Source organism: Bradyrhizobium sp. CAR08 (assembly GCF_052871955.1).
Genome location: NZ_JBIXJX010000005.1, coordinates 340,329 through 359,359, shown reverse-complemented (window position 1 = coordinate 359,359; position 19,031 = coordinate 340,329). Strand labels below are relative to the sequence as shown.

Below are 19,031 nucleotides of genomic sequence, written 5' to 3'. Positions count from 1 at the left end.
TAACGGGCTGCCCGGCAAAGCAGTGTTCGACAAGCACGAGAAAGCGCTTCACGGCAAGGGGCGGTTTCGAAAATGCGAGACAATGTTCGCATGACGATCGCAACCCGCTGCCACCAGCACCCCATGCGTGACTTGCCGGCGGTTATAGAGGATGGGATCTCCGGAGAGATCGCTCATCCTACCATCGGCTTCCTGCACGATCAAATCGGCCGCGGCAAGGTCCCAATCATGACTGTTGCCGCCCGCAAAAGCCGCATCCAGCGCGCCATGGGAGACGCGGCACAGCCGCAGCGCGAGCGAACCGATTCGCGGATGCAGCTTGATCTCGCCCAGTGACGGCTTCAGGCGTTCAACCAGGGGCTTCGGACCCGCGACCCGCGAGAAGTCGAGCTCGGATCCCGCCGTCGCCCGCACCGGCACATCGTTGAGGGTCGTGCCCTGGCCGCGGGCGGCGAAGAAGAACTCATCGCTCGTCGGCGCGAACACCGCGGCGAGGACGGGCGAGGCATCCTCGACCAGCGCGACGCTGACGCACCATTCGTCGTGGCCGTTGAGGTAGTTGCGGGTGCCGTCGATGGGATCGACGATCCAGGTCATCCGCCGCGACAGCCGCACCTCGTCGTCGGCGCTCTCCTCCGACAGCCAGCCATAGTCGGGCGTCGCCGCGCGCAGGCGCGCTTCCAGGAGATCGTTGACGGCAATGTCGGCTTCCGAGACCGGCGAGGACGCGCCCTTGGTCCACTTCTTCAGCTCGGTGCGGAACATCGACTGCGCGAGTGCGCCCGCCTCCCGCACCGTCTCTTGCAGCAGCGCCGCGTCGCGCGTCAGGATGGCTCCACCTGTTGCGTTCGCGTCAACGTCCGCCAAGCGTCAAACCCTCGATGCGCACCGTCGGCGCATTGACGCCGTAGCGGAACTCGAGATCGTTCGCCGGCTGCATCGACTTGAAGATCTCGAACAGATGGCCGGCGATCGTCACCTCGCTCACGGGATAAGTGAGTTCGCCGTTCTCGATCCAGAAGCCGGAGGCGCCGCGGCTGTAATCGCCGGTCACGCCGTTGACCCCCGAGCCAATCAAATCGGTGACGTAGAACCCCTGCTTGATGTCGGAGATCAGCTCGGCCGGCGTGGGAGTGCCGGGTTCGAGATGCAGATTATACGGCCCGGGCGACGGCGAGGAGGAGACGCCGCGATGGGCATGGCCGGTGGTGGTGAGACCGAGCTCACGCGCGGTGGCGCAATCGAGCAGCCAGGTCGTCAGCACGCCTTCTTCGATCAGCGCGATCTTCTTCACGGCAACGCCTTCGGCGTCGAACGTCTGCGAGCGCAGGCCGCGTTTGCGCAGGGGATCGTCGATGATGCGGATGTTCTTGGCGAACAGCTGCTGGCCGAGCTTGTCCTTCAGGAAACTGGTCTTGCGCGCGATCGAAGCACCATTGATGGCGCCGACGACGTGACCGACCAGCGAGCCCGCGACGCGCGGATCGAACACCACAGGCACCTTGCAGGTCTCGACCTTGCGCGGATTGAAGCGCGCCACGGTGCGCTCGCCCGCGGAACGGCCGACGATCTCCGGTGACAAGAGGTCTACACCATGCGGCGCCGAGGTGAAGTCGTAGTCGCGCTCCATGCCGGTGCCGTCACCGACAATGGCGGTGGCGGAGATGCCCTGGCTGGACCGCAGATAAGAGCCGTGGAAGCCGGTGCTGGTGACGAGCACCATGCCGCCCATGCCGGCGGAGGCCGAGGCGCCGCCGGATTTGGTCACGCCCTTCACAGCGAGCGCCGCAGCCTCGGCTTCGAGCGCGCGGCGCTCGAGCTCCGAGGTCGCGGGCACGTCAGGGTCGAGCAGATCGAGATCGGGGAAGTCGCGCGCGAGCAGTGCGGGATCGGCAAGGCCGACATATTTGTCGTCGGGCGCGACGCGCGCCATCGCAACCGCTCGCTCGGCAAGCTTGGTCACGGCATCGCCGCTGGCGTCGTTGGTCGAGACCACCGCCTGGCGTCGGCCGACCAGCACGCGCAAGCCGACATCGTCGCCCTCGGAACGTTCGGATTCCTCGACCCGGCCGTCGCGCACCTCGACGCCTTGCGAGACGCCACGGACGGCGACCGCATCGGCCGCATCCGCGCCGGCGCGCCTGGCAGCCTCTACCAGCCGCTGCGCGAGATCGGAGAGCGCAGACTGGTCGAACAGGTCGCGGCTGGCTGTGGACGAATCCTTGGGCGAAAGCGTCGAGCTTGGTGAAGGGTTCACAAACGAAATCCTGTTGGGTCGGGCTGCGGGACCGGAACCCACAGATGTGCCCTGATCGCGCGGACTTCAAGCATTTTCAGCCCACCAAAAGCTCAGATTCGCAGCTTGTGCGCAACGTCTCGTCAATCATGCGCGCCAAGGTCTTGTCAATCATGCGCGGCGGTGAGGTTGGATTAACCAGCCTTTTTAAGCGGTTTCGGAAAGGCACGCGCTAAGGTCCTCGCATCGACCGGGAACATAATCCCGGCGGGGAGAACTAAAGCCGTGAGGCGTCAAACAGCAACAAGCGGGATCGCTCCCGCCGGGTCGAGCCGCTCCCTGCGGCTCGACCCCCTTTCCCTTCCGGTCCGCTTCGATGCGCATGATCCGCGTGCCGACGGATATGTCCGGCAGATCGAGCTTCATCGCGAACGTGTCGTGCTGCACCGTGCCGTCCGCGGCATGCGGATGGCGATCAACGTCCGCGTCAGCGACTTCATCGGCGTCGCGCTGCGCGGCAACGACGAGGCCCAGACCCTCGTCCTCGTGCATCGCGATCCCTCGCTCTCCATTCCGCTGCTGGTCAGCGCCGATGGCGACGAACTCGTTGAGGCCTGGGCGATCTGGAGCGAGCTGTTCGCGCTTCCGCAGCTCGACGAAGGCGCACGCAAGCCCACGCCGCGCCGCCGCCGCGCCAACGCGATTCGCGACCGCCGTCCGAAATTTCTGATGCGCCGCCGCACCGGTGTTGCACGGGAGTTGTCGGTGCATCGCGATGAGCGCGAGATCATCGCCCGGAGTTAAGCCGTCCGCATCACCGCGTCGGCCAGCAAACCCGCAAACAACAACACCCCCGCGTCGCGGTTCGAGTAGAACAGGCGCTTGCAGAGATCGCCGTCGCTGATATTCAGCCGCCCGATCTGCGAGGCCAGATGCACGGCGAAGGCCCCAAGTCCGAGCCAGGCCGGCCAGCGCGCATCGCCCGACGCCAGCGCCACGCCGATCAGCAGCACCGCGAGGCCGTAGAACAGTATCAGCGCCTGGTGCGTATGCGCGCCGAACAGGCGCGCGGTGGACTTGATGCCGATCAGCGCATCGTCCTCGGCGTCCTGATGCGCGTAGATCGTGTCGTAGCCGATCACCCAGGAGATCGCGCCGGCATAGAGCACGAGCGCGGTGACATCGATCCGCCCGAAGGTGACGGCAAATCCCATCAGGGCGCCCCAGGAGAACGCGAGCCCGAGCACGATCTGCGGCCACCAGGTGATGCGCTTCATGAACGGGTAGATCGCGACGATCAGCAGCGAGGCAATGCCGGTCAGGATCGCGAAGCGGTTGAACTGCAGCAACACCACGAGCCCGATCAGCGCCTGCGCGACCATGAACGCCAGCGCCTGCTTCGCGCTCACCTGGCCCGAGGGCAGCGGCCGCGAGCGGGTGCGCTCGACCTTGTCGTCGAGGTCACGGTCGGTGATGTCGTTCCAGGTACAGCCTGCCCCCCGCATGACGAAGGCGCCGATGAAGAACAGGACGATGGTGAGCGGCAGGCCGCGGACGTCATGGGCCATGCCGGCGGCGAGCGCCGCCGACCACCAGCACGGCATCAACAGGAGCCAGGAGCCGATCGGACGATCGAAGCGGGACAAGCGCAGATAAGGCCGCGCCCATTGCGGCGCACGCGTATCGACCCAGTTGCCAGTGGAATCGGCAACTCGGGCTGACGTGTCGCTCATCGCGTCAGGACGTTGCCGTTGAGTGTGTCGAAGGTGCTGCCGCCCTTCTTGCCGGCATTGGCCTCGGGCGGCGAGCCCGAACCCAGCACTTCGCTCAGCGACGGACCGGCCGGTCCGCGCGGCTGGTTCTGCATCTGCTGCGCGACATTGCAGACCTTCGCCGCCATGGCCTCGGTGTTCTTGTGGCCGTCCTTCATCTGCGCGCCGACCTGCGCCGGAATCCCGCACTTCGAGGCGTTGGCCTCGATGTACTTGATCATCTTGGTCTCAGCCTGGCTGAAGTTGCGGATCAGCTTGCAGGCCTCGTCAGGCGGGGCGTGACGGTCGCTCGCGGCCTTGATCAGCTTGCCGCGTTTTTCGGCATCTTCGCGCAGAGGCATGAACGCCTTCATGCAGTCCTCGCCGGGACCGGCTTGCGTCGGCGGGGCCGCGCTGAAGGCGCCGGCGCCACCGACAGGAGCGGCCCCATTCACGGGGAAGGACGATTGCGGCGCGCCGCCGACGGAGGCGACGGGCGCCGAGCCATTGACGGGCGGGAAGGCGGAACTGGTTGGGGCCTGGCCCGGCAGCGGCGCGGGAAAACCCTGCGCATAGGCACCAACGGCGCCCATCGTGACCATGGCGGCAGTGATCGGAACCATCAAATGACGGATCATCAAGGCAGTCTCTCCGGCAGGAGCATGCGGGTTCGGCGTCTTCCCAATTGAAGCGCAACCGGCGTGCTCGCGATTTTACGATTCCCGCCGGCCCTTAACAACCCGTTGAATAGGGCGGGAGCGCGGCGCGCCGACGCACCATTTTGGCAAAATTTACCCCGAAAGGACTGCTTTCGGTTAAGAACGGCGGCAAATCGGACCTTTGACGATGCCTTCCCACGATTTCCGCGGCCCCCGCCTGTTCGTCGACGCCCCGCTTGCCCAGGACGGCAGGGTCGAGCTCGACCGCGACCAGAGCAATTATCTCGGCAATGTGCTGCGGCTTGCCGCCGGGGCCGAGGTTTTGGCGTTCAACGGCCGCGACGGCGAGTGGCAGGCCGCCATTGAAGGCCGCAAGCGGCCGGACGGTCTCGTCATCCTCCAGCAGACCCGGCCGCAGGACCGGCTGCCCGACCTCGCCTACATCTTCGCTCCGCTCAAGCATGCCCGGCTCGACTACATGGTGCAGAAGGCCATCGAGATGGGCGCCGCCAGCCTGCAGCCGGTTCTGACCCGATTCACCCAGGCCTCACGCGTCAATACCGAGCGGATGCGCGCCAATGTCGTCGAGGCGGCCGAGCAATGCGGCATTCTCAGCATCGCCACCGTTGCCGAGCCGGTGCCGCTGGAGCGCTTCTTGACCCAGCGCGCCGCTGGCAGGCTGCTGATCTTCTGCGACGAGGCGGCGGAGCTCGAAAACCCCATTCGGAGCTTGCAAGCCGCACGCGCCGGGGAGGGAATCGACGTGCTGATCGGACCCGAAGGCGGCTTTGCCGAGGAAGAGCGGGTCCTGCTGCTGCGGCAGCCGAAAATCCTGCGGCTGGCGCTCGGACCCCGCATCATGCGGGCCGACACCGCCGCGGTGGCCGCGCTGGCGCTGGTGCAGGCGGTGCTGGGCGACTGGGGTGGCGAACGCGGCTAAGGCACGTTGCTATTCGCCTCGTAGCGATCGGTTCAGGGTCTCCGAAGGCAACTCTCCGAAAGCCTCTCTGTAGCTCGCTGCGAATTCGCTGAGATGCCAGAAACCATGCGCAAGCGCGCAGGACTTCACACTCCGGCCTGCTCGGCCGGTGCGCAGTTGCTTGCGTACCGACCAGAGGCGCAAGACCCGGCTATAGCGATGTGGGCTCATGCCGCAGATGGCCCGTGTCGCACTCTGGAGAGTCCGGACCGACACGCCCGCCTGTTCCGCCAGTTCGGTGGTCTTGTGCCAGATCATCAGATCGCGCCGAATCAGTTTTTCCATATCAGCCACGATCCGCCGATAATGCTCGGTGGTGGACGACGCAGGTGCGCTTGCGACACTGGACCAGATCGCCGCATCCATCGTGCTGAGCAGTGACCGTTCGACAATCGTTTGCGAAGCCGGCTCATTCAGGAAGTCCGGGTCATTTGCCGCGGTTTCAAGCGAGATCGAGATCAGACGGCGCAGCGAGGCAAGCACGTCCGGCGCCGGATTCAGCAAATGGCATCCATCGCTCAATTCAGGCAATGGCTCCCGCCCGGATGGACTGAAGTAGACCACCGCCAGCAGACGCCCCTCCGGCTCATGCACCAAGCAATCTGAACCGCCTTTTAGAATGACAACAGAACCGCCGGTCGATTGCCCGTTTATGCGGGCAGAGGTCACGTGATCCATCGGTACCACCACTGCGGCAGCATTGGTGAGCTGATAGCCGCGAATGATCCGGGGGAAGGTTTTCAACAGCGACAGGGTCAGGGTCGGCAAGGTGAGCCGGGCACGCATGATCGCGGTCGTCCCGACAGACAACGGCATGCTCGATGCGCCGGCGTATTTCTCGGTCTCACCGAAATGATCGATGTCATACGATTTGAGCTCGAGCGCCGAGGATGGCTTGAGATCCTGGAACGACATCAAGCGATCCGCCGCTATCTTTTGCATTGCCTCGCGAGCAGGGACTAGACGGCTTTGATCCATGTTCTGCTGCTTACCTGACCTTCTTCGTAGAGACGGCGACTTTAGCGCGACGCAAACCACCCGGCCCTCTGGCCCCGGCGCGCCGCAGGTCGCGGGGCATTGAGAATGGCACGAACGATCAGAAGGTCGAGTGGATCTAAGTCGTAGTGCCGGAACATCTCGCTGATCAAAACAGCATACAGGCCAGCGTGTGTCGCGCGACCGTTCGGATTACATCTGTGCGTTGCCGCATGAATCGGAAACCAACTTTCGCATGGTAAACGAAGGCTCTGCGAACGGATCGTCCGCCCTACCCAAATTGAGCATGCGACCAGTGGACACCCTCAACCGGGCCAAGCAGCTCGCGGATGAGGTTACATGCGAGGCGGCGAGCATTCCGGCCAGGCGGCCATTCCTTCGTGGAAGCGGCCCGGAGAGCTCGCTGGCCGAATGAACGAGCGTGAGGCGTCCAACCTAACTCGATCGGCCGCAGCGCGATTAGGTATTATATTACCTAGCTTGGCGACGATGCCTGAATTGGGCTTCGCATCCTCTGCTGACGGCGCGTCACTCCGGCGCTGTTAAGCGATTGATCCTTTGGAGGTCGAAACCGCTTCCAGGCCATGCTAAGGCCTGCGGCAATTCGTTCCCTGCTTGCCCTGCCCGGTTCCACCGGGACGATGGACCGCGAGATGACCGCGACTGCCACCTCAAATGCTGCCGGCTCCGCCGCCTGGGCGGACACGCTGCTGCTGTCGTTCGCGCAGGCCGGCTATGTCAGGGCCGAGCCCGCCATCCTGCAGCCGGCCGAACCGTTCCTGGATCTCTCCGGCGAGGACATCCGCAAGAGCCTGTACCTGACCACGGACCTCTCCGGCGAGGAGCTATGCCTGCGCCCGGACCTGACCATTCCGGTGGCCCGCGATTACCTCAGCTCTGGCCGTGCCGGCCAGCCGGCCGGATTCAGTTATCTCGGCCCGGTGTTCCGCTACCGCAACGGCCAGAGCAGCGAATTCCTGCAGGCCGGCATCGAGTCGTTCGGCCGCCAGGACCGCGCCGCGGCCGATGCCGAAATGCTGGCGCTGGCGCTGGAGGCGACCGCCGCCTTCGGCGTTCGCGACGTCGAGATCCGCACCGGCGACGTGGCGCTGTTCAACGCGCTGCTCGACGCGCTCGACCTCTATCCGGTCTGGCGCCGCCGTCTGGTCAAGGATTTCAACCGCAAGATCAGCCTGGAGCAGGATCTGGAACGGCTGGCAGCCGCGACCACAGCGACCCGCAGCGAATATGAGGGCGTGCTTGCGGCGCTCGCCGGCTCCGACCGCAAGGCGGCACTCGCTTTCGTTACCGATCTGATGTCGATCGCCGGCACCACCAATGTCGGCGGCCGCACCACGGCCGAGATTGCCGACCGCTTCCTCGAGCAGTCGACGCTGAAGGGCGGCGCGCTACCGCGCGAAGCCATCGCCGTGCTCAAGCGTTTCCTGTCGATATCGGGTAACCCCGACGACGCCGTGGCCGAGCTGCGCGCGCTCACCAATGATGCGAAGCTCGACCTCAGTGCTGCGATCGACCAGTTCGAAAGCCGGGTCGGCTTCATGGCGGCGCGCGGCATCGATGTGAAGGCGACGCGCTTTTCCACCGCGTTCGGGCGCGGGCTCGACTACTACACCGGCTTCGAATTCGAGCTGCATCACCGCGGCAACGGCGCCGAGCCGCTGGTTGCCGGCGGCCGCTATGACGGATTGATGACCCAGCTTGGATCGGCCGAGCCGATCCCCGCGGTCGGTTTCTCGGTCTGGGTGGATGCGCTGACCCGGATCGGCCGCAAGGTGGGAGCTTAAGTCATGAGCGCGCCATTCGTTCTGGCCGTTCCCTCCAAGGGCCGCCTTCAGGAAAATACCGAGGCCTTCTTCGCCCGCGCCGGGCTGAAGCTGTCGAAGGCGGGCGGCGCCCGCGACTATCGCGGCACGCTCGCTGGCCTCGACAATGTCGAAGTCGCATATCTCTCGGCGAGCGAAATCGCCTCGCAACTGTCCCGCGGCTCGGCGCATCTCGGCGTCACTGGCGAGGATCTGGTGCGCGAGACCATCGCGGACGCCGACAAGCGCGTCTCCCTGATCGAAGGCCTCGGCTTCGGCTATGCCGACGTCGTCGTCGCGGTGCCGCAGGCGTGGATCGACGTCCGCACCATGGCCGACCTCGACGACGTCACCACCGGCTTCCGCGAGCAGCATCACATGCGGATGCGGGTCGCAACCAAGTTCATCAATCTCACCCGCGCCTTCTTCCAGAGCCAAGGCATCACCGATTACCGCATCGTCGAAAGCACGGGCGCGACCGAAGGCGCACCGGCCGCCGGCAGCGCCGAGTTGATCGTCGATATCACCACGACCGGCGCGACGCTCGCCGCCAACGGATTGCGGGTGCTCGACGACGGCGTGATCCTGCGCAGCCAGGCCAATCTGGTCGCCTCAAGGGACGCCGATTGGTCGCCGCAAGCGCGGGAGACCGCGCGAATCATCCTCGATCACATCGCGGCGCGGGCGCGGGCCAACAAATACCGCGAAGTCCGCACCCGCTTCCGCCAGTGCGACGCGGCCATGCTCACCGAGGCCCATGAGCGCTTCGGCGTCGAAGCCCCGTTCGGCGGACCGACCTCGTCAGGCATGCTCACGCTGCACTGCCCGCCGGGCCAGCTCTATGCACTCGCGAGCTTCCTGCGCGGGCATGGCGCCGAGACCGTCTCGGTGGTTTCGCTGGATTACGTGTTCGACCGGGAGAACCCGCTGTTCGCCAGGCTCGAGGCGTTCCTGCGGCAGTGAGCCCAAAGTTTGTTGAGCAATTCCGTTCAGCGTAGCGACAGCAAACGGCAGCTACCATATGCTGTTGAGATGACCTTGAACGCCTCTGGAACCTTGATCGATGACGCTGGGCTCTGACGTTTCCGGCATGACGACCAACGCGGCAAGCGCCGCCGCGAAGGGGCTGTCGATTGTCGTCCCGCTCTACAACGAAGCCGCGGGCCTCGCCGCCCTGCACCAGCGCATCTGCGATCTCGCAAAGACCTTGCGGGAGCGCTATCGCTTGGCTTGCGAGGTCGTCTATGTCGATGACGGCAGCGCGGACGCGACGCTGTCGATCGCCCGCTCGCTGCCGGCCGACGCGGTCGACGTCCAGGTGGTGTCGCTGTCGCGCAATTTCGGCAAGGAGGCCGCGCTGATGGCCGGCCTCGACCATGCCCGGCTCGGCGCGGTGCTGTTCATGGACGGCGACGGCCAGCATCCGCCGTCGCTGGTCGAGCGACTGGTGCGGCACTGGATCGAGGACGGCTACGACGTCGTCTATACCGCCAAGGCGCATCGCGACAACGAGCCCTTCCTGCGGCGGCTCGCCGGACGCGGCTTCTATGCGCTGATCAATTGGGGCGCGCGCCAGAAGATTCCCGAAGACGCCGGCGACTTCCGCCTGCTGTCGCCGCGCGCGGTCGCAGCACTGAGGCAGCTGCCCGAGCGCAACCGCTTCTTCAAGGGCCTCGCGAGCTGGATCGGCTTCCGCCAGATCCGCGTCGATTACGAGCCCGCGCCGCGCACCCATGGCGTGACGACCTTCAGCGCCGCACGCCTGCTTGGTCTTTCGATCGAAGGCGTCACCTCGTTCTCGGTGGCGCCGCTGCGCTTCGCCAGCCTGCTCGGCGTGATCCTCGCCGGCGGAGCGTTCCTGTTCGGTCTGTCGATCCTCTGGGAGGTCTTGACCACCGGCAAGCAGGTGCCCGGCTATCCCTCACTCGTGATCGGCCTGATGACGATCGGCGGCGTGCAGCTCATCATGATCGGCATCGTCGGCGAATATATCGGCAAGATCCTCTCCGAGCTGAAGGCGCGCCCGATCTACTTCGTCGCCGAGCACAGTGAAAAGCATTTCGAAACCGAGAAGGCCCAGGACGCTTCAAGCTTGGACGCCGCGAAGAGGACGGCGGCCGAATGAGCGCGGCCGCGCCGCTGCGGCGGATCTGGCTCTGCGCCGACGATTACGGCATCAGCCCGGGCGTCAATCGCGCCATCCGCGACCTGATCGAACGCGGCCGTCTCAACGCTACCTCGGTGATGATGGTGGGACCTGCGGTCGAGCGCAGCGAGATCGAGGCGCTCCAGGCGGCAGCGCAAGCGAGCCCACGCTGCGCGATCGGATTGCACGTGACGTTGTCGGCACCGTTCCGGCCGCTCACCATGCATTTCCGTCCGCTCGACGGCGACATGTTTCTCCCGTTTCCGAAGCTGCTGCGCGCGGGTCTTGCCCGAAGGCTCGACCGCGAGTTCTTTCGCAACGAGGTCAAGGCGCAGCTCGCAGCCTTCGCGAAAGCGTTCGGACGCGCGCCTGACTTCGTCGACGGCCATCAGCATGTGCAGCTCTACCCGCAGGTGCGCGACGGCTTTGTCGATGCGGTGAGCGAAGTCGCGCCAAAAGCCTGGGTGCGCCAGGGCGGCCGCGACCTGCCGCTGATGCAGCGGCTGGCCTCACCGAAAGCCATGGTGCTCGACATTCTCAGCGCGCAATTCCGCCGCCGTGCCGGCAGCGCGGGCCTCAGCTTCAATCCCGGCTTCGCCGGCGCCTATGATTTCACGCAGGCGGCCGATTTCGGCGAGCTGATGCGGCAATTTCTCGAAGGCCTGCCGGATGGCGGCCTCGTGATGTGTCATCCCGGCTTCGTCGACGAAATTCTCACCGGGCTCGACCCGATGACGGATGTCCGCGAACGCGAGCACGCCTATCTCGCCGGCGATGCCTTTGCACGCCTGCTGACGGACAGCGGCGTCACGCTGCGGTAAAACCGGCCAAGTTTGCGAGAAAGCCGCCCGCGGGCAGCTTGTCGCATACCGAAATTTAATCCAGCCGGCACTGTTGGGGCCACAATGGAACCCTACATCTGCCTCGCGCTTGTTTTGCGCGAGGGAGACTGACCATGACGCCGCAGGAACGCCAGCTCGTCGACGAGCTTTTCGACCGGCTTTCGAAACTGGAAAATGCACCGCGCGATCCCGACGCGATCGCCGCGATCTCCGACGGCCTGCGCAAGGCGCCCGGCGCCATCTATGCGCTGGTGCAGACCGTGCTGTTGCAGGACGAGGCGCTGAAGCGTGCTCACAACCGCATCCAAGAGCTGGAGGCGGCGCAGGCGCCCGAGCAGGCGCAGTCCGGCGGTTTCCTGGACACCATGCGCGACACGCTATTCGGCGGGGGCCCGTCGCGCGGCTCGGTTCCGAACGTGCCGCCGCGTGACTCGCGGCCGGTCTGGAACAGCGGCCGGGCGATGCAGCAGCCCCAGCCGGGCTATGGCCAACCACCGTACGGGCAGGCCTACGGCCAAGGACCGGGTCAGGGCTATGGTGCGCCGCCGATCGGCGGTGGCGGTGGCTCGTTCCTCGGCACGGCGGCGGCCGCCGCGGCCGGCGTCGTCGGCGGCTCGCTGCTGCTCTCCAGCATCCGCGGCATGATGGGCGGATCGCATCAGCAGGCCTTCGGCGACACCAATGCTCTGGGCGATCGCAGCCCCTGGACCGGCAGCGATCAGTCCGGCGGCTCGCTCGCGCGCGATGCCGGCCTCGATGACATCGGCTCGAACCGCGGTGATGCTTCCCGGCAGGGCTTCGCCGACCACGCTTCGAACGACGACCAGAATTACAACGATCAGAACGACAATGACGGCGGCAATGTCGACCTCGCCGACGACGGCGATTTCGGCGGCGGCGACGATGGCGGCAGCGATTACGCCTGACGCTTCTTATCCTTGCTCCAAACGAGAACGGCCGCCGATGAGGCGGCCGTTTTTGGTTCCGAGCGCTATGCGCCTACATCACCACGACCTTGGTGCCGACGTTGACGCGGCCGTAGAGATCGATGACGTCCTCGTTGCGCATGCGAATGCAGCCCGAGGAGACGTTGGTACCGATGGTCCAAGGCTCGTTGGAGCCGTGGATACGGTAGAGCGTCGAGCCGAGATACATCGCGCGCGCACCGAGCGGATTTTCGGGGCCGCCTTCCATATGCCTCGGCAGGTCAGGACGGCGCGCGATCATTTCCGCCGGCGGCGTCCAGGCCGGCCATTCGCGCTTGGCCGTGATCGACTTCACGCCGGACCAGGTGAAGCCGGGGCGGCCGACGCCGATACCGTAGCGCATCGCGCGGCCGTTGCCCTCGACGAGGTAGAGGAATTTGTTCGGCGTATCGACCACGATCGTGCCGGCGCTTTCGTTGCCGCTATAGTCAACGAGTTGTTTCTCGAATTTCGGATCGAACTGACGCTGCCGCGGGTCGACCGCCTCCTGCTGGAGACCTGCGTCCTGCATCTGCGGTTCGCCCATCGGCGGCAGGCGGCGCTGGTCATAATAACCTGGCTGCTGCTGATACACCGGCTGCTGCGGAGCGTAGGCCGGACCGCGACCGGGCCCGTCACCGAAGATAAACTCGATGAAGCCGCCGCCCATGTTCGAATTGGACGCGACGCGAACCGGCGCAGGCGGCACCTGCGGCTGGTACAGCACCGCGGGCGGATCGTTCGGCACGCTATTGTCGAAGGCGCTGGCGCTGTTGACGCCGGCAAGGAAGGTGCAAGCGCTGCCAAGCAGCGCAACAGACATTTTCTTGAACATCGACGTACTCTGTACTGTTTCGTCTAGATCACATGCGTCGTGGCGAGGTGATGGCTGATCCGCACCCGCGACGTGGTCAATAAAGAGCAAAAGCCGTTTTGTTTGGTAAACGGAAACGCCATTTCGATTCACCACGTCGTCGGCAGCGGCGCAATTTGGCGATCAGCGTTTATTTTCGATGAACGCCGCGCACGCATGGTTAATCGCTCGTTTGCAAGCCGTCGCGCACAGCCGTACGACAGTTCCGGCTGTGAACTTCGTGTTAAATCGCTTCTGCCTACAAAGACGCGTGAGTGAGGTGGGGGGAGTTCTTGATGGCTATTCACCGCAAACGTTTTCGTGTCGAGGAGGCTATTGTCGGCGAGATGCCCAGCCCCGAAATGATTGAGGAGGCTGCGCCGATGCATAGCGAGATCATGGCCGAGTTGCGTGCGATCCGCACGCAGATGGCGAAGGGCACCGCGCCGTTGTCCGGCAGCGCCGCCATGGCGGCGATCGACGCCTCCACCGCCCACGAGCTCTCCGAAGCCCGTACCATGCTCGATACTTACCGGGCGCAGATCGAGCAGTGCGAGAAGCTGAAGGTCGAGCTCGACCTCATCCACGACGCCATCGACCGCACCAAGCGCGAGATCGCGACACTGCATGGCAAGAGCTTCGACGGCGGCGAAATGGCCAAGGTCAATGGCGAGCTCGGCGCGGTCGTCGGCGGTACCGAACAGGCGACCCAGCAGATCCTCGAAGCCGCCGAGTCGATCGACCAGGCGGCCAGCGCGATGGCCAAGGTGCAATCGGCCGACCAGCAGAAGCGGCTCGCCGACGATATCCAGGAACGCGTCATCTCGATCTTCGAAGCCTGCAACTTCCAGGACCTGACTGGTCAGCGCATCAGCAAGGTCATGAGCACGATGAAGTTCATCGAGCAGCACATCAATTCCATGATGGAAATCTGGGGCGGCGTCGACGCGATCAAGTCCCACGTCGTGCCGCAGGTCGACACCCGCAGCGATGACGACAAGCTTCTCAACGGCCCGAAGCTCGCAGGCGACGTCGGCCACGCCTCGCAGGACGACATCGACGCGCTGTTCGACTGAACGGACGCGACGCTCTGAATAACGAAACGCCGGCGCAAGCCGGCGTTTTTTTGTTGTCTATCGTCCCCGCTGTCATCGTCCGCGCAGGCGGACGATCCAGTATTCCAGAGACGGCAATGATTGAGCCGAGAAGCCGCGGCGTACTGGATGTCCGCCTGCCGCCTACGCTAAAGCTTCGGCGCCCCTGGACCTCAACCCCGGCGAAGCCTTGGCGTAGCCGGGTCGCGGGGCATGACGAAGGATAGAGACTACGCCCTCGGCGCGCAGCGGACGTAGACCATGTTGCCGTAGCGGGTGGCGGCGTCCTTGTCGATGAAGCGGGTGATGAGGACGCGGCCGTCGAAGGAGACGATCTCGCGGTCCTGGTCGCCGGGCGTCGGACCCGCCGGCCCGATATAGTTCTTGCCGCTCGGCGAGCCCTTCAGGCGCAGCTCCTGCGGTGTTGCCTGGTCGGCCAGATGCATGATCACGCCGCCGGAGGAGCCGGCCGTGATCACGTAAGGATTTTTGCATTGGGCCCGGGCGGCAGCCTCGGTGCGGGCGCGGTCGGCCGGGTTCTGGAACGAGGCCAGGCCCCAGCGCCCGACGATCTCGTCGGCGCGGATCGACGCGGGCATTTCCGGACCGGTGCCGGGCTCGGCCTCGGGGGGCGGTGAGGACGAAGAAAAGGACGGCAGGCTCATGCCGCCGCCGCAGGCACCAAGCAGCAGCGCCAGGCAAGAAGCCGCCGCCAGATTGGCGACCGTGCGCGCGTGAGCTGAACTGATCATGGCATTCCCCCGGACAAAACCATGGCCGCACCCCTTACGCAGCCAAGCGCAAAACCGCTGCCGGAGCAATGACGTCCTTTAATACGCCGGCACCCCGAACAAGTTTCCAATGTCACCATCCTATATCCGTCTCACCAATCGCTTAACCACCTTTGCTTGACAGGATCGCGGCCAAGCCATATTCCCGGGCGCACCATTAGCACTCTGAAAGATGGATTGCTAACGCGCGCCGATCGATCCTCGGGAAGGGTGGACGGAAGCGCCGCCCGCCCACTTCCTCTCCTTCCGAAGCGAGCCTCCAAAGGGAAACGTCATGACTAAATCCAAATTTCGTCCGCTGCATGACCGTGTCGTGGTCAAACGTATCGACGCCGAGTCAAAGACCAAGGGCGGCATCATCATTCCGGACACGGCCAAGGAAAAGCCGTCCCAGGGCGAAGTCGTCGCCGTCGGCCCCGGTGGCCGCGACGAGGCCGGCAAGCTGATCCCGATCGACCTCAAGGTCGGCGACCGTGTGCTGTTTGGCAAGTGGTCGGGCACCGAGGTCAAGATCGACAACGATGAGCTCCTGATCATGAAGGAGTCGGACATTATGGGCGTGATGGCCTAAGGCCAGACGCCTGAACGGCCGCTGAATGCATGCCCGGGTCACTCGATCCGGGCATGCATCATTCCGCCGGGTTCGATCGCGGACCCCGGAATGAGGCGGCCCAATAAGCAAGACACATCACGAAAAAAGAAGAGGAATTGCAGACCATGGCTGCCAAAGACGTCAAGTTTTCCGGAGACGCGCGCGAACGCATGCTGCGCGGCGTCGATATTCTCGCCAACGCCGTCAAGGTGACGCTCGGCCCGAAAGGCCGCAACGTGCTCATCGAGAAGTCGTTCGGCGCGCCCCGCATCACCAAGGACGGCGTCACCGTCGCCAAGGAGATCGAGCTCGAGGACAAGTTCGAGAACATGGGCGCCCAGATGGTGCGTGAGGTCGCCTCCAAGACCAACGACCTCGCCGGCGACGGCACCACCACCGCGACCGTGCTGGCCCAGTCCATCGTCCGCGAAGGCGCCAAGTCGGTTGCCGCCGGCATGAACCCGATGGACCTCAAGCGCGGCATCGACATCGCGGTCGCGGCCGTCGTCAAGGACATCGAGAAGCGCGCCAAGCCGGTCGCCGCCTCTTCCGAGGTCGCCCAGGTCGGCACCATCTCGGCCAACGGCGACGCCGCCATCGGCAAGATGATCGCGCAGGCGATGCAGAAGGTCGGCAACGAGGGCGTCATCACCGTCGAGGAGAACAAGTCACTCGACACCGAGGTGGACATCGTCGAGGGCATGAAGTTCGACCGCGGCTATCTCAGCCCCTACTTCGTCACCAACCCCGAGAAGATGACGGCCGAGCTCGAGGACGCTTACATCCTCCTGCACGAGAAGAAGCTGTCCGGCCTGCAGGCCATGCTGCCCGTGCTGGAAGCCGTGGTGCAGTCGGGCAAGCCGCTCGTCATCATCGCCGAGGACGTCGAGGGCGAGGCGCTGGCCACCCTGGTCGTCAACCGCCTCCGTGGCGGCCTGAAGGTCGCCGCCGTCAAGGCGCCGGGCTTCGGCGACCGCCGCAAGGCCATGCTCGAGGACCTCGCGATCCTCACCGGCGGCCAGCTGATCTCCGAAGACCTCGGCATGAAGCTCGAGAGCGTGACGGTGAAGATGCTTGGGCGCGCGGGCAAGGTTGTGATCGACAAGGAGAACACCACGATCGTCAAGGGCGCCGGCAAGAAGCCCGAGATCGAGGCCCGCGTCGGCCAGATCAAGGCCCAGATCGAGGAAACCACCTCGGATTACGACCGTGAGAAGCTCCAGGAGCGCCTCGCCAAGCTCGCAGGCGGCGTCGCGGTGATCCGCGTCGGCGGTGCCACCGAGATCGAGGTCAAGGAGAAGAAGGACCGCGTCGAGGATGCGCTCAACGCCACGCGCGCCGCGGTGCAGGAAGGCATCGTCCCCGGCGGCGGCGTCGCGCTGCTCCGCGCCAAGAAGGCGGTCGGCCGTCTGACCAACGCCAATGCCGACGTCCAGGCCGGCATCAACATCGTGCTGAAGGCACTGGAAGCCCCGATCCGCCAAATCTCCGAGAACGCGGGCGTAGAAGGCTCGATCGTCGTCGGCAAGATCCTGGAGAACAAGTCCGAGACCTTCGGCTTCGACGCCCAAACCGAGGAGTATGTCGACATGGTCGAGAAGGGCATCATCGACCCCGCCAAAGTGGTGCGCACCGCGCTCCAGGACGCCGCCTCGATCGCCGGCCTGCTGGTGACCACCGAGGCCATGGTCGCGGAGTCGCCGAAGAAGGAAGCCGCCTCCGGCATGCCGGCCGGTGGCGGCATGGGCGGCTTCTAAGCCGTCCGTTCCATTGCAGTGTTGCGAAGGCCGCCTCCGGGCGGCCTTCTTTTTGCCGATCATGACCCGTGCTTTCCAATTCAACCGGCGGCCAAAACCCACTACGGTGACGCCCGATTCGAATTGTTTGGGCCTGATCTCAGCGGAAAACCGCTTCACACTTTCCGGGTCATGCCCCCATTGCCTCAGGGATTTCGTCAATGCGCGCGCTTGTGTTTTGCTCCACGGCCGTTCTGGCGGCTCTGCTTGCAGGTTCGCCTGAGGTCGCATCCGCCCAGATGAAGCTGGCGCCGAAGGCCACGGCGCCCGGCGGCGTCGAGACGCGCTATTTCACCTCGATCGACGGGTTGATGGACGGCAATGCCGACGTGATCCTGAAGGAGACACGCCAGGGCAAGACCGTCACCGCAGCCGTGCTCGACGTCTGCTATCCCGTCGCGAAGAATTCCGACCGCAAGGACCGCTTCGTCGTCAATCTCCAGGTCGCGGGCCAGAACCTGACGGGTACGACGCAGAGCCTCGGCGCGAAGGCGCCGGTCACCGTCAAGCTGCTGCGCAAACAGGCCGGAGACACGTTTGAATTCCGCGGCCAGATCAGCATTGGCCAGACCGTGACCGAGGTCACCTCGCCCGACAATTCCGATCTCAGCGAGAAGGAATTCCTCGACAACCAGACCTCCGACGACGGCATCACGCCCCAACCAAAGGATTTCACCGACGTCTCGCCGGAAGCGATCGCGGTCAAGGTCAAGCTGGATGCCGCGACCGAGTTCCTGAAGAGCCTGAAGGGCCAGGACGTCGAGGTGACGCTGGCGAGTCTCACCGTCGGCTGCGACGCGCTACGCGCAGGCGAGCAGACCATCAACATGTCGGTCGATCCGGAGCGCGCCGGCGCGCTGCTGGCGAAATTCAAGGCGACGCCCGGCGTCACCGCCGCGGGCTGGACCGCGGGCATGACCGAGATGGACCGCACCATCCGCATTCCCGCCGCCGATTGGCGCGACGGCGACAAGATCAACCGCGACAAGCTCGCGGCCGCGGTGGCTGGCGTGCTGAGCAGGACGCTCGCGGCAAAGCCGGTCTCGCAAAGCTTCAACCCGGCGACCGGCAAGCTCAAGCTGGTGTTCAAGCGGCCGAACCAGGACTTTCCCGCGCTCGAGCTCACCGACACGATCGAGGTTGCGGGTCTCGTCTCGCCCGACAAGCCCGGCACGACCGACAAGCTCATGCTCTGGATCGGGAGTCCCGCGACCACGACCACTGACGAGAGCAGCGGCGCCAAGCTCAATCTCTCGGACGAAGCGACCGCGGACGAGGAAGGCGATCAGCCCGACGACAACGGTTCGGTCGAGGCGCTCGCCAAGGAGCTGAAAGGCCAGCGCTGGGACGCCGACAAGTCTGTGTGGAAGTGATGTAGCCCGCACAGGTCATCGCCCGGCTTGATCGGGCGATCCAGTACTCCGAGAAGGTTTTGATGAATCGAGAAGCCGCGGCGTACTGGATTCCCCGCTTGCCGCCTGTGCTAAAGCTTCGGCGCCTCTGGACCT

The 19,031-nt window shown here is 65.1% G+C and carries 18 protein-coding genes; 11 read left to right on the top strand and 7 right to left on the bottom strand.

The window, feature by feature from the left end; all coding sequences use genetic code 11:
• Window positions 1–48: 48 nt before the first annotated feature.
• Entirely contained in the window at window positions 49–867 is an 819-nt protein-coding gene (locus ACIPUD_RS14070; protein ID WP_085350100.1) for an inositol monophosphatase family protein, read from the bottom strand.
• The gene (locus ACIPUD_RS14065; protein WP_085385431.1) at window positions 854–2,257 is read right to left on the bottom strand and encodes a TldD/PmbA family protein; all 1,404 of its coding nucleotides are present in this window, start codon (window positions 2,255–2,257) and stop codon (window positions 854–856) included. The genes ACIPUD_RS14070 and ACIPUD_RS14065 overlap by 14 nt, the downstream gene beginning before the upstream one ends.
• 264 nt (window positions 2,258–2,521) lie before the next feature.
• On the opposite strand from ACIPUD_RS14065, the gene ACIPUD_RS14060 reads away from it, so the two are divergent.
• Window positions 2,522–3,040, top strand: a complete 519-nt coding sequence (locus tag ACIPUD_RS14060) for a DUF6101 family protein (RefSeq protein ID WP_085350102.1) — start codon at window positions 2,522–2,524, stop codon at window positions 3,038–3,040.
• Here ACIPUD_RS14060 and ubiA read toward each other — a convergent pair.
• Both ubiA and ACIPUD_RS14050 read right to left on the bottom strand, forming a co-directional pair.
• Entirely contained in the window at window positions 3,037–3,969 is a 933-nt protein-coding gene (gene ubiA, locus ACIPUD_RS14055) for a 4-hydroxybenzoate octaprenyltransferase (RefSeq protein ID WP_085361275.1), read from the bottom strand. The two genes, ACIPUD_RS14060 and ubiA, sit on opposite strands and share 4 nt — an antisense overlap.
• Window positions 3,966–4,625 carry a hypothetical protein gene (locus ACIPUD_RS14050; RefSeq protein WP_085350104.1) on the bottom strand — a complete coding sequence of 220 codons (660 nt, stop codon included), beginning with the start codon at window positions 4,623–4,625 and terminating at the stop codon, window positions 3,966–3,968. The genes ubiA and ACIPUD_RS14050 overlap by 4 nt, the downstream gene beginning before the upstream one ends.
• 208 nt (window positions 4,626–4,833) lie before the next feature.
• Between ACIPUD_RS14050 and ACIPUD_RS14045 the strand changes: the two genes are divergently transcribed.
• Entirely contained in the window at window positions 4,834–5,586 is a 753-nt protein-coding gene (locus tag ACIPUD_RS14045; RefSeq protein ID WP_018453443.1) for a 16S rRNA (uracil(1498)-N(3))-methyltransferase, read from the top strand.
• A gap of 9 nt (window positions 5,587–5,595) precedes the next feature.
• Here ACIPUD_RS14045 and ACIPUD_RS14040 read toward each other — a convergent pair whose 3' ends face one another.
• A complete protein-coding gene (locus ACIPUD_RS14040; RefSeq protein WP_240543985.1) occupies window positions 5,596–6,540 on the bottom strand; it encodes a helix-turn-helix domain-containing protein in 945 nt (314 codons plus the stop codon).
• A gap of 734 nt (window positions 6,541–7,274) precedes the next feature.
• On the opposite strand from ACIPUD_RS14040, the gene ACIPUD_RS14035 reads away from it, so the two are divergent.
• The 5 genes from ACIPUD_RS14035 (at window position 7,275) to ACIPUD_RS14015 (ending at window position 12,358) form a co-directional block, all read left to right on the top strand.
• On the top strand, window positions 7,275–8,426 hold the full coding sequence (locus tag ACIPUD_RS14035; RefSeq protein WP_446480850.1) for an ATP phosphoribosyltransferase regulatory subunit: 1,152 nt from the start codon (window positions 7,275–7,277) through the stop codon (window positions 8,424–8,426).
• A gap of 3 nt (window positions 8,427–8,429) precedes the next feature.
• Window positions 8,430–9,407, top strand: coding sequence for an ATP phosphoribosyltransferase (gene hisG, locus ACIPUD_RS14030; protein ID WP_018453440.1), 978 nt, complete (start codon window positions 8,430–8,432; stop codon window positions 9,405–9,407).
• Window positions 9,408–9,507: 100 nt separating this feature from the next.
• The gene (locus tag ACIPUD_RS14025) at window positions 9,508–10,569 is read left to right on the top strand and encodes a glycosyltransferase family 2 protein (protein ID WP_204512399.1); all 1,062 of its coding nucleotides are present in this window, start codon (window positions 9,508–9,510) and stop codon (window positions 10,567–10,569) included.
• Window positions 10,566–11,411, top strand: coding sequence for a ChbG/HpnK family deacetylase (locus tag ACIPUD_RS14020; protein WP_446480849.1), 846 nt, complete (start codon window positions 10,566–10,568; stop codon window positions 11,409–11,411). The genes ACIPUD_RS14025 and ACIPUD_RS14020 overlap by 4 nt, the downstream gene beginning before the upstream one ends.
• 134 nt (window positions 11,412–11,545) lie before the next feature.
• Complete coding sequence (locus ACIPUD_RS14015) at window positions 11,546–12,358, top strand: DUF2076 domain-containing protein (protein WP_446480848.1); 813 nt, start codon at window positions 11,546–11,548, stop codon at window positions 12,356–12,358.
• A 73-nt stretch (window positions 12,359–12,431) separates the two neighbouring features.
• Here the strand turns inward: ACIPUD_RS14015 and ACIPUD_RS14010 are convergent, their stop codons facing one another.
• On the bottom strand, window positions 12,432–13,232 hold the full coding sequence (locus ACIPUD_RS14010; protein ID WP_018453436.1) for a L,D-transpeptidase: 801 nt from the start codon (window positions 13,230–13,232) through the stop codon (window positions 12,432–12,434).
• 314 nt (window positions 13,233–13,546) lie between these two features.
• Here ACIPUD_RS14010 and ACIPUD_RS14005 point away from each other — a divergent pair, with 314 nt between their 5' ends.
• The gene (locus ACIPUD_RS14005; RefSeq protein WP_018453435.1) at window positions 13,547–14,326 is read left to right on the top strand and encodes a protein phosphatase CheZ; all 780 of its coding nucleotides are present in this window, start codon (window positions 13,547–13,549) and stop codon (window positions 14,324–14,326) included.
• A gap of 248 nt (window positions 14,327–14,574) precedes the next feature.
• Here ACIPUD_RS14005 and ACIPUD_RS14000 read toward each other — a convergent pair whose 3' ends face one another.
• Window positions 14,575–15,096: a hypothetical protein gene (locus ACIPUD_RS14000; RefSeq protein ID WP_018453434.1), complete on the bottom strand. Its 522-nt coding sequence runs from the start codon at window positions 15,094–15,096 to the stop codon at window positions 14,575–14,577.
• Between the two features lie 313 nt (window positions 15,097–15,409).
• Here ACIPUD_RS14000 and ACIPUD_RS13995 point away from each other — a divergent pair, with 313 nt between their 5' ends.
• The 3 genes from ACIPUD_RS13995 (at window position 15,410) to ACIPUD_RS13985 (ending at window position 18,896) form a co-directional block, all read left to right on the top strand.
• On the top strand, window positions 15,410–15,706 hold the full coding sequence (locus ACIPUD_RS13995) for a co-chaperone GroES (protein ID WP_007596954.1): 297 nt from the start codon (window positions 15,410–15,412) through the stop codon (window positions 15,704–15,706).
• Between the two features lie 146 nt (window positions 15,707–15,852).
• Window positions 15,853–17,484 (top strand): chaperonin GroEL, encoded by a 1,632-nt coding sequence (gene groL / locus ACIPUD_RS13990; protein WP_446480847.1) that lies wholly within the window; start codon window positions 15,853–15,855, stop codon window positions 17,482–17,484.
• Between the two features lie 200 nt (window positions 17,485–17,684).
• Window positions 17,685–18,896 carry a hypothetical protein gene (locus ACIPUD_RS13985; protein ID WP_446480846.1) on the top strand — a complete coding sequence of 404 codons (1,212 nt, stop codon included), beginning with the start codon at window positions 17,685–17,687 and terminating at the stop codon, window positions 18,894–18,896.
• The last annotated feature ends 135 nt before the right edge of the window (window positions 18,897–19,031 follow it).

What these genes read in the sequence shown, in the direction of transcription:
- ubiA (WP_085361275.1), bottom strand. Translation starts at nt 3,969, where the DNA reads ATGAGCGACACGTCAGCCCGAGTTGCCGATTCCACTGGCAACTGGGTC.
- ACIPUD_RS14050 (WP_085350104.1), bottom strand. Translation starts at nt 4,625, where the DNA reads ATGATCCGTCATTTGATGGTTCCGATCACTGCCGCCATGGTCACGATG.
- ACIPUD_RS14045 (WP_018453443.1), top strand. Translation starts at nt 4,834, where the DNA reads ATGCCTTCCCACGATTTCCGCGGCCCCCGCCTGTTCGTCGACGCCCCG.
- ACIPUD_RS14040 (WP_240543985.1), bottom strand. Translation starts at nt 6,540, where the DNA reads ATGTCGTTCCAGGATCTCAAGCCATCCTCGGCGCTCGAGCTCAAATCG.
- ACIPUD_RS14035 (WP_446480850.1), top strand. Translation starts at nt 7,275, where the DNA reads ATGACCGCGACTGCCACCTCAAATGCTGCCGGCTCCGCCGCCTGGGCG.
- hisG (WP_018453440.1), top strand. Translation starts at nt 8,430, where the DNA reads ATGAGCGCGCCATTCGTTCTGGCCGTTCCCTCCAAGGGCCGCCTTCAG.
- ACIPUD_RS14025 (WP_204512399.1), top strand. Translation starts at nt 9,508, where the DNA reads ATGACGCTGGGCTCTGACGTTTCCGGCATGACGACCAACGCGGCAAGC.
- ACIPUD_RS14020 (WP_446480849.1), top strand. Translation starts at nt 10,566, where the DNA reads ATGAGCGCGGCCGCGCCGCTGCGGCGGATCTGGCTCTGCGCCGACGAT.
- ACIPUD_RS14015 (WP_446480848.1), top strand. Translation starts at nt 11,546, where the DNA reads ATGACGCCGCAGGAACGCCAGCTCGTCGACGAGCTTTTCGACCGGCTT.
- ACIPUD_RS14010 (WP_018453436.1), bottom strand. Translation starts at nt 13,232, where the DNA reads ATGTTCAAGAAAATGTCTGTTGCGCTGCTTGGCAGCGCTTGCACCTTC.
- ACIPUD_RS14005 (WP_018453435.1), top strand. Translation starts at nt 13,547, where the DNA reads ATGGCTATTCACCGCAAACGTTTTCGTGTCGAGGAGGCTATTGTCGGC.
- ACIPUD_RS14000 (WP_018453434.1), bottom strand. Translation starts at nt 15,096, where the DNA reads ATGATCAGTTCAGCTCACGCGCGCACGGTCGCCAATCTGGCGGCGGCT.
- ACIPUD_RS13995 (WP_007596954.1), top strand. Translation starts at nt 15,410, where the DNA reads ATGACTAAATCCAAATTTCGTCCGCTGCATGACCGTGTCGTGGTCAAA.
- groL (WP_446480847.1), top strand. Translation starts at nt 15,853, where the DNA reads ATGGCTGCCAAAGACGTCAAGTTTTCCGGAGACGCGCGCGAACGCATG.
- ACIPUD_RS13985 (WP_446480846.1), top strand. Translation starts at nt 17,685, where the DNA reads ATGCGCGCGCTTGTGTTTTGCTCCACGGCCGTTCTGGCGGCTCTGCTT.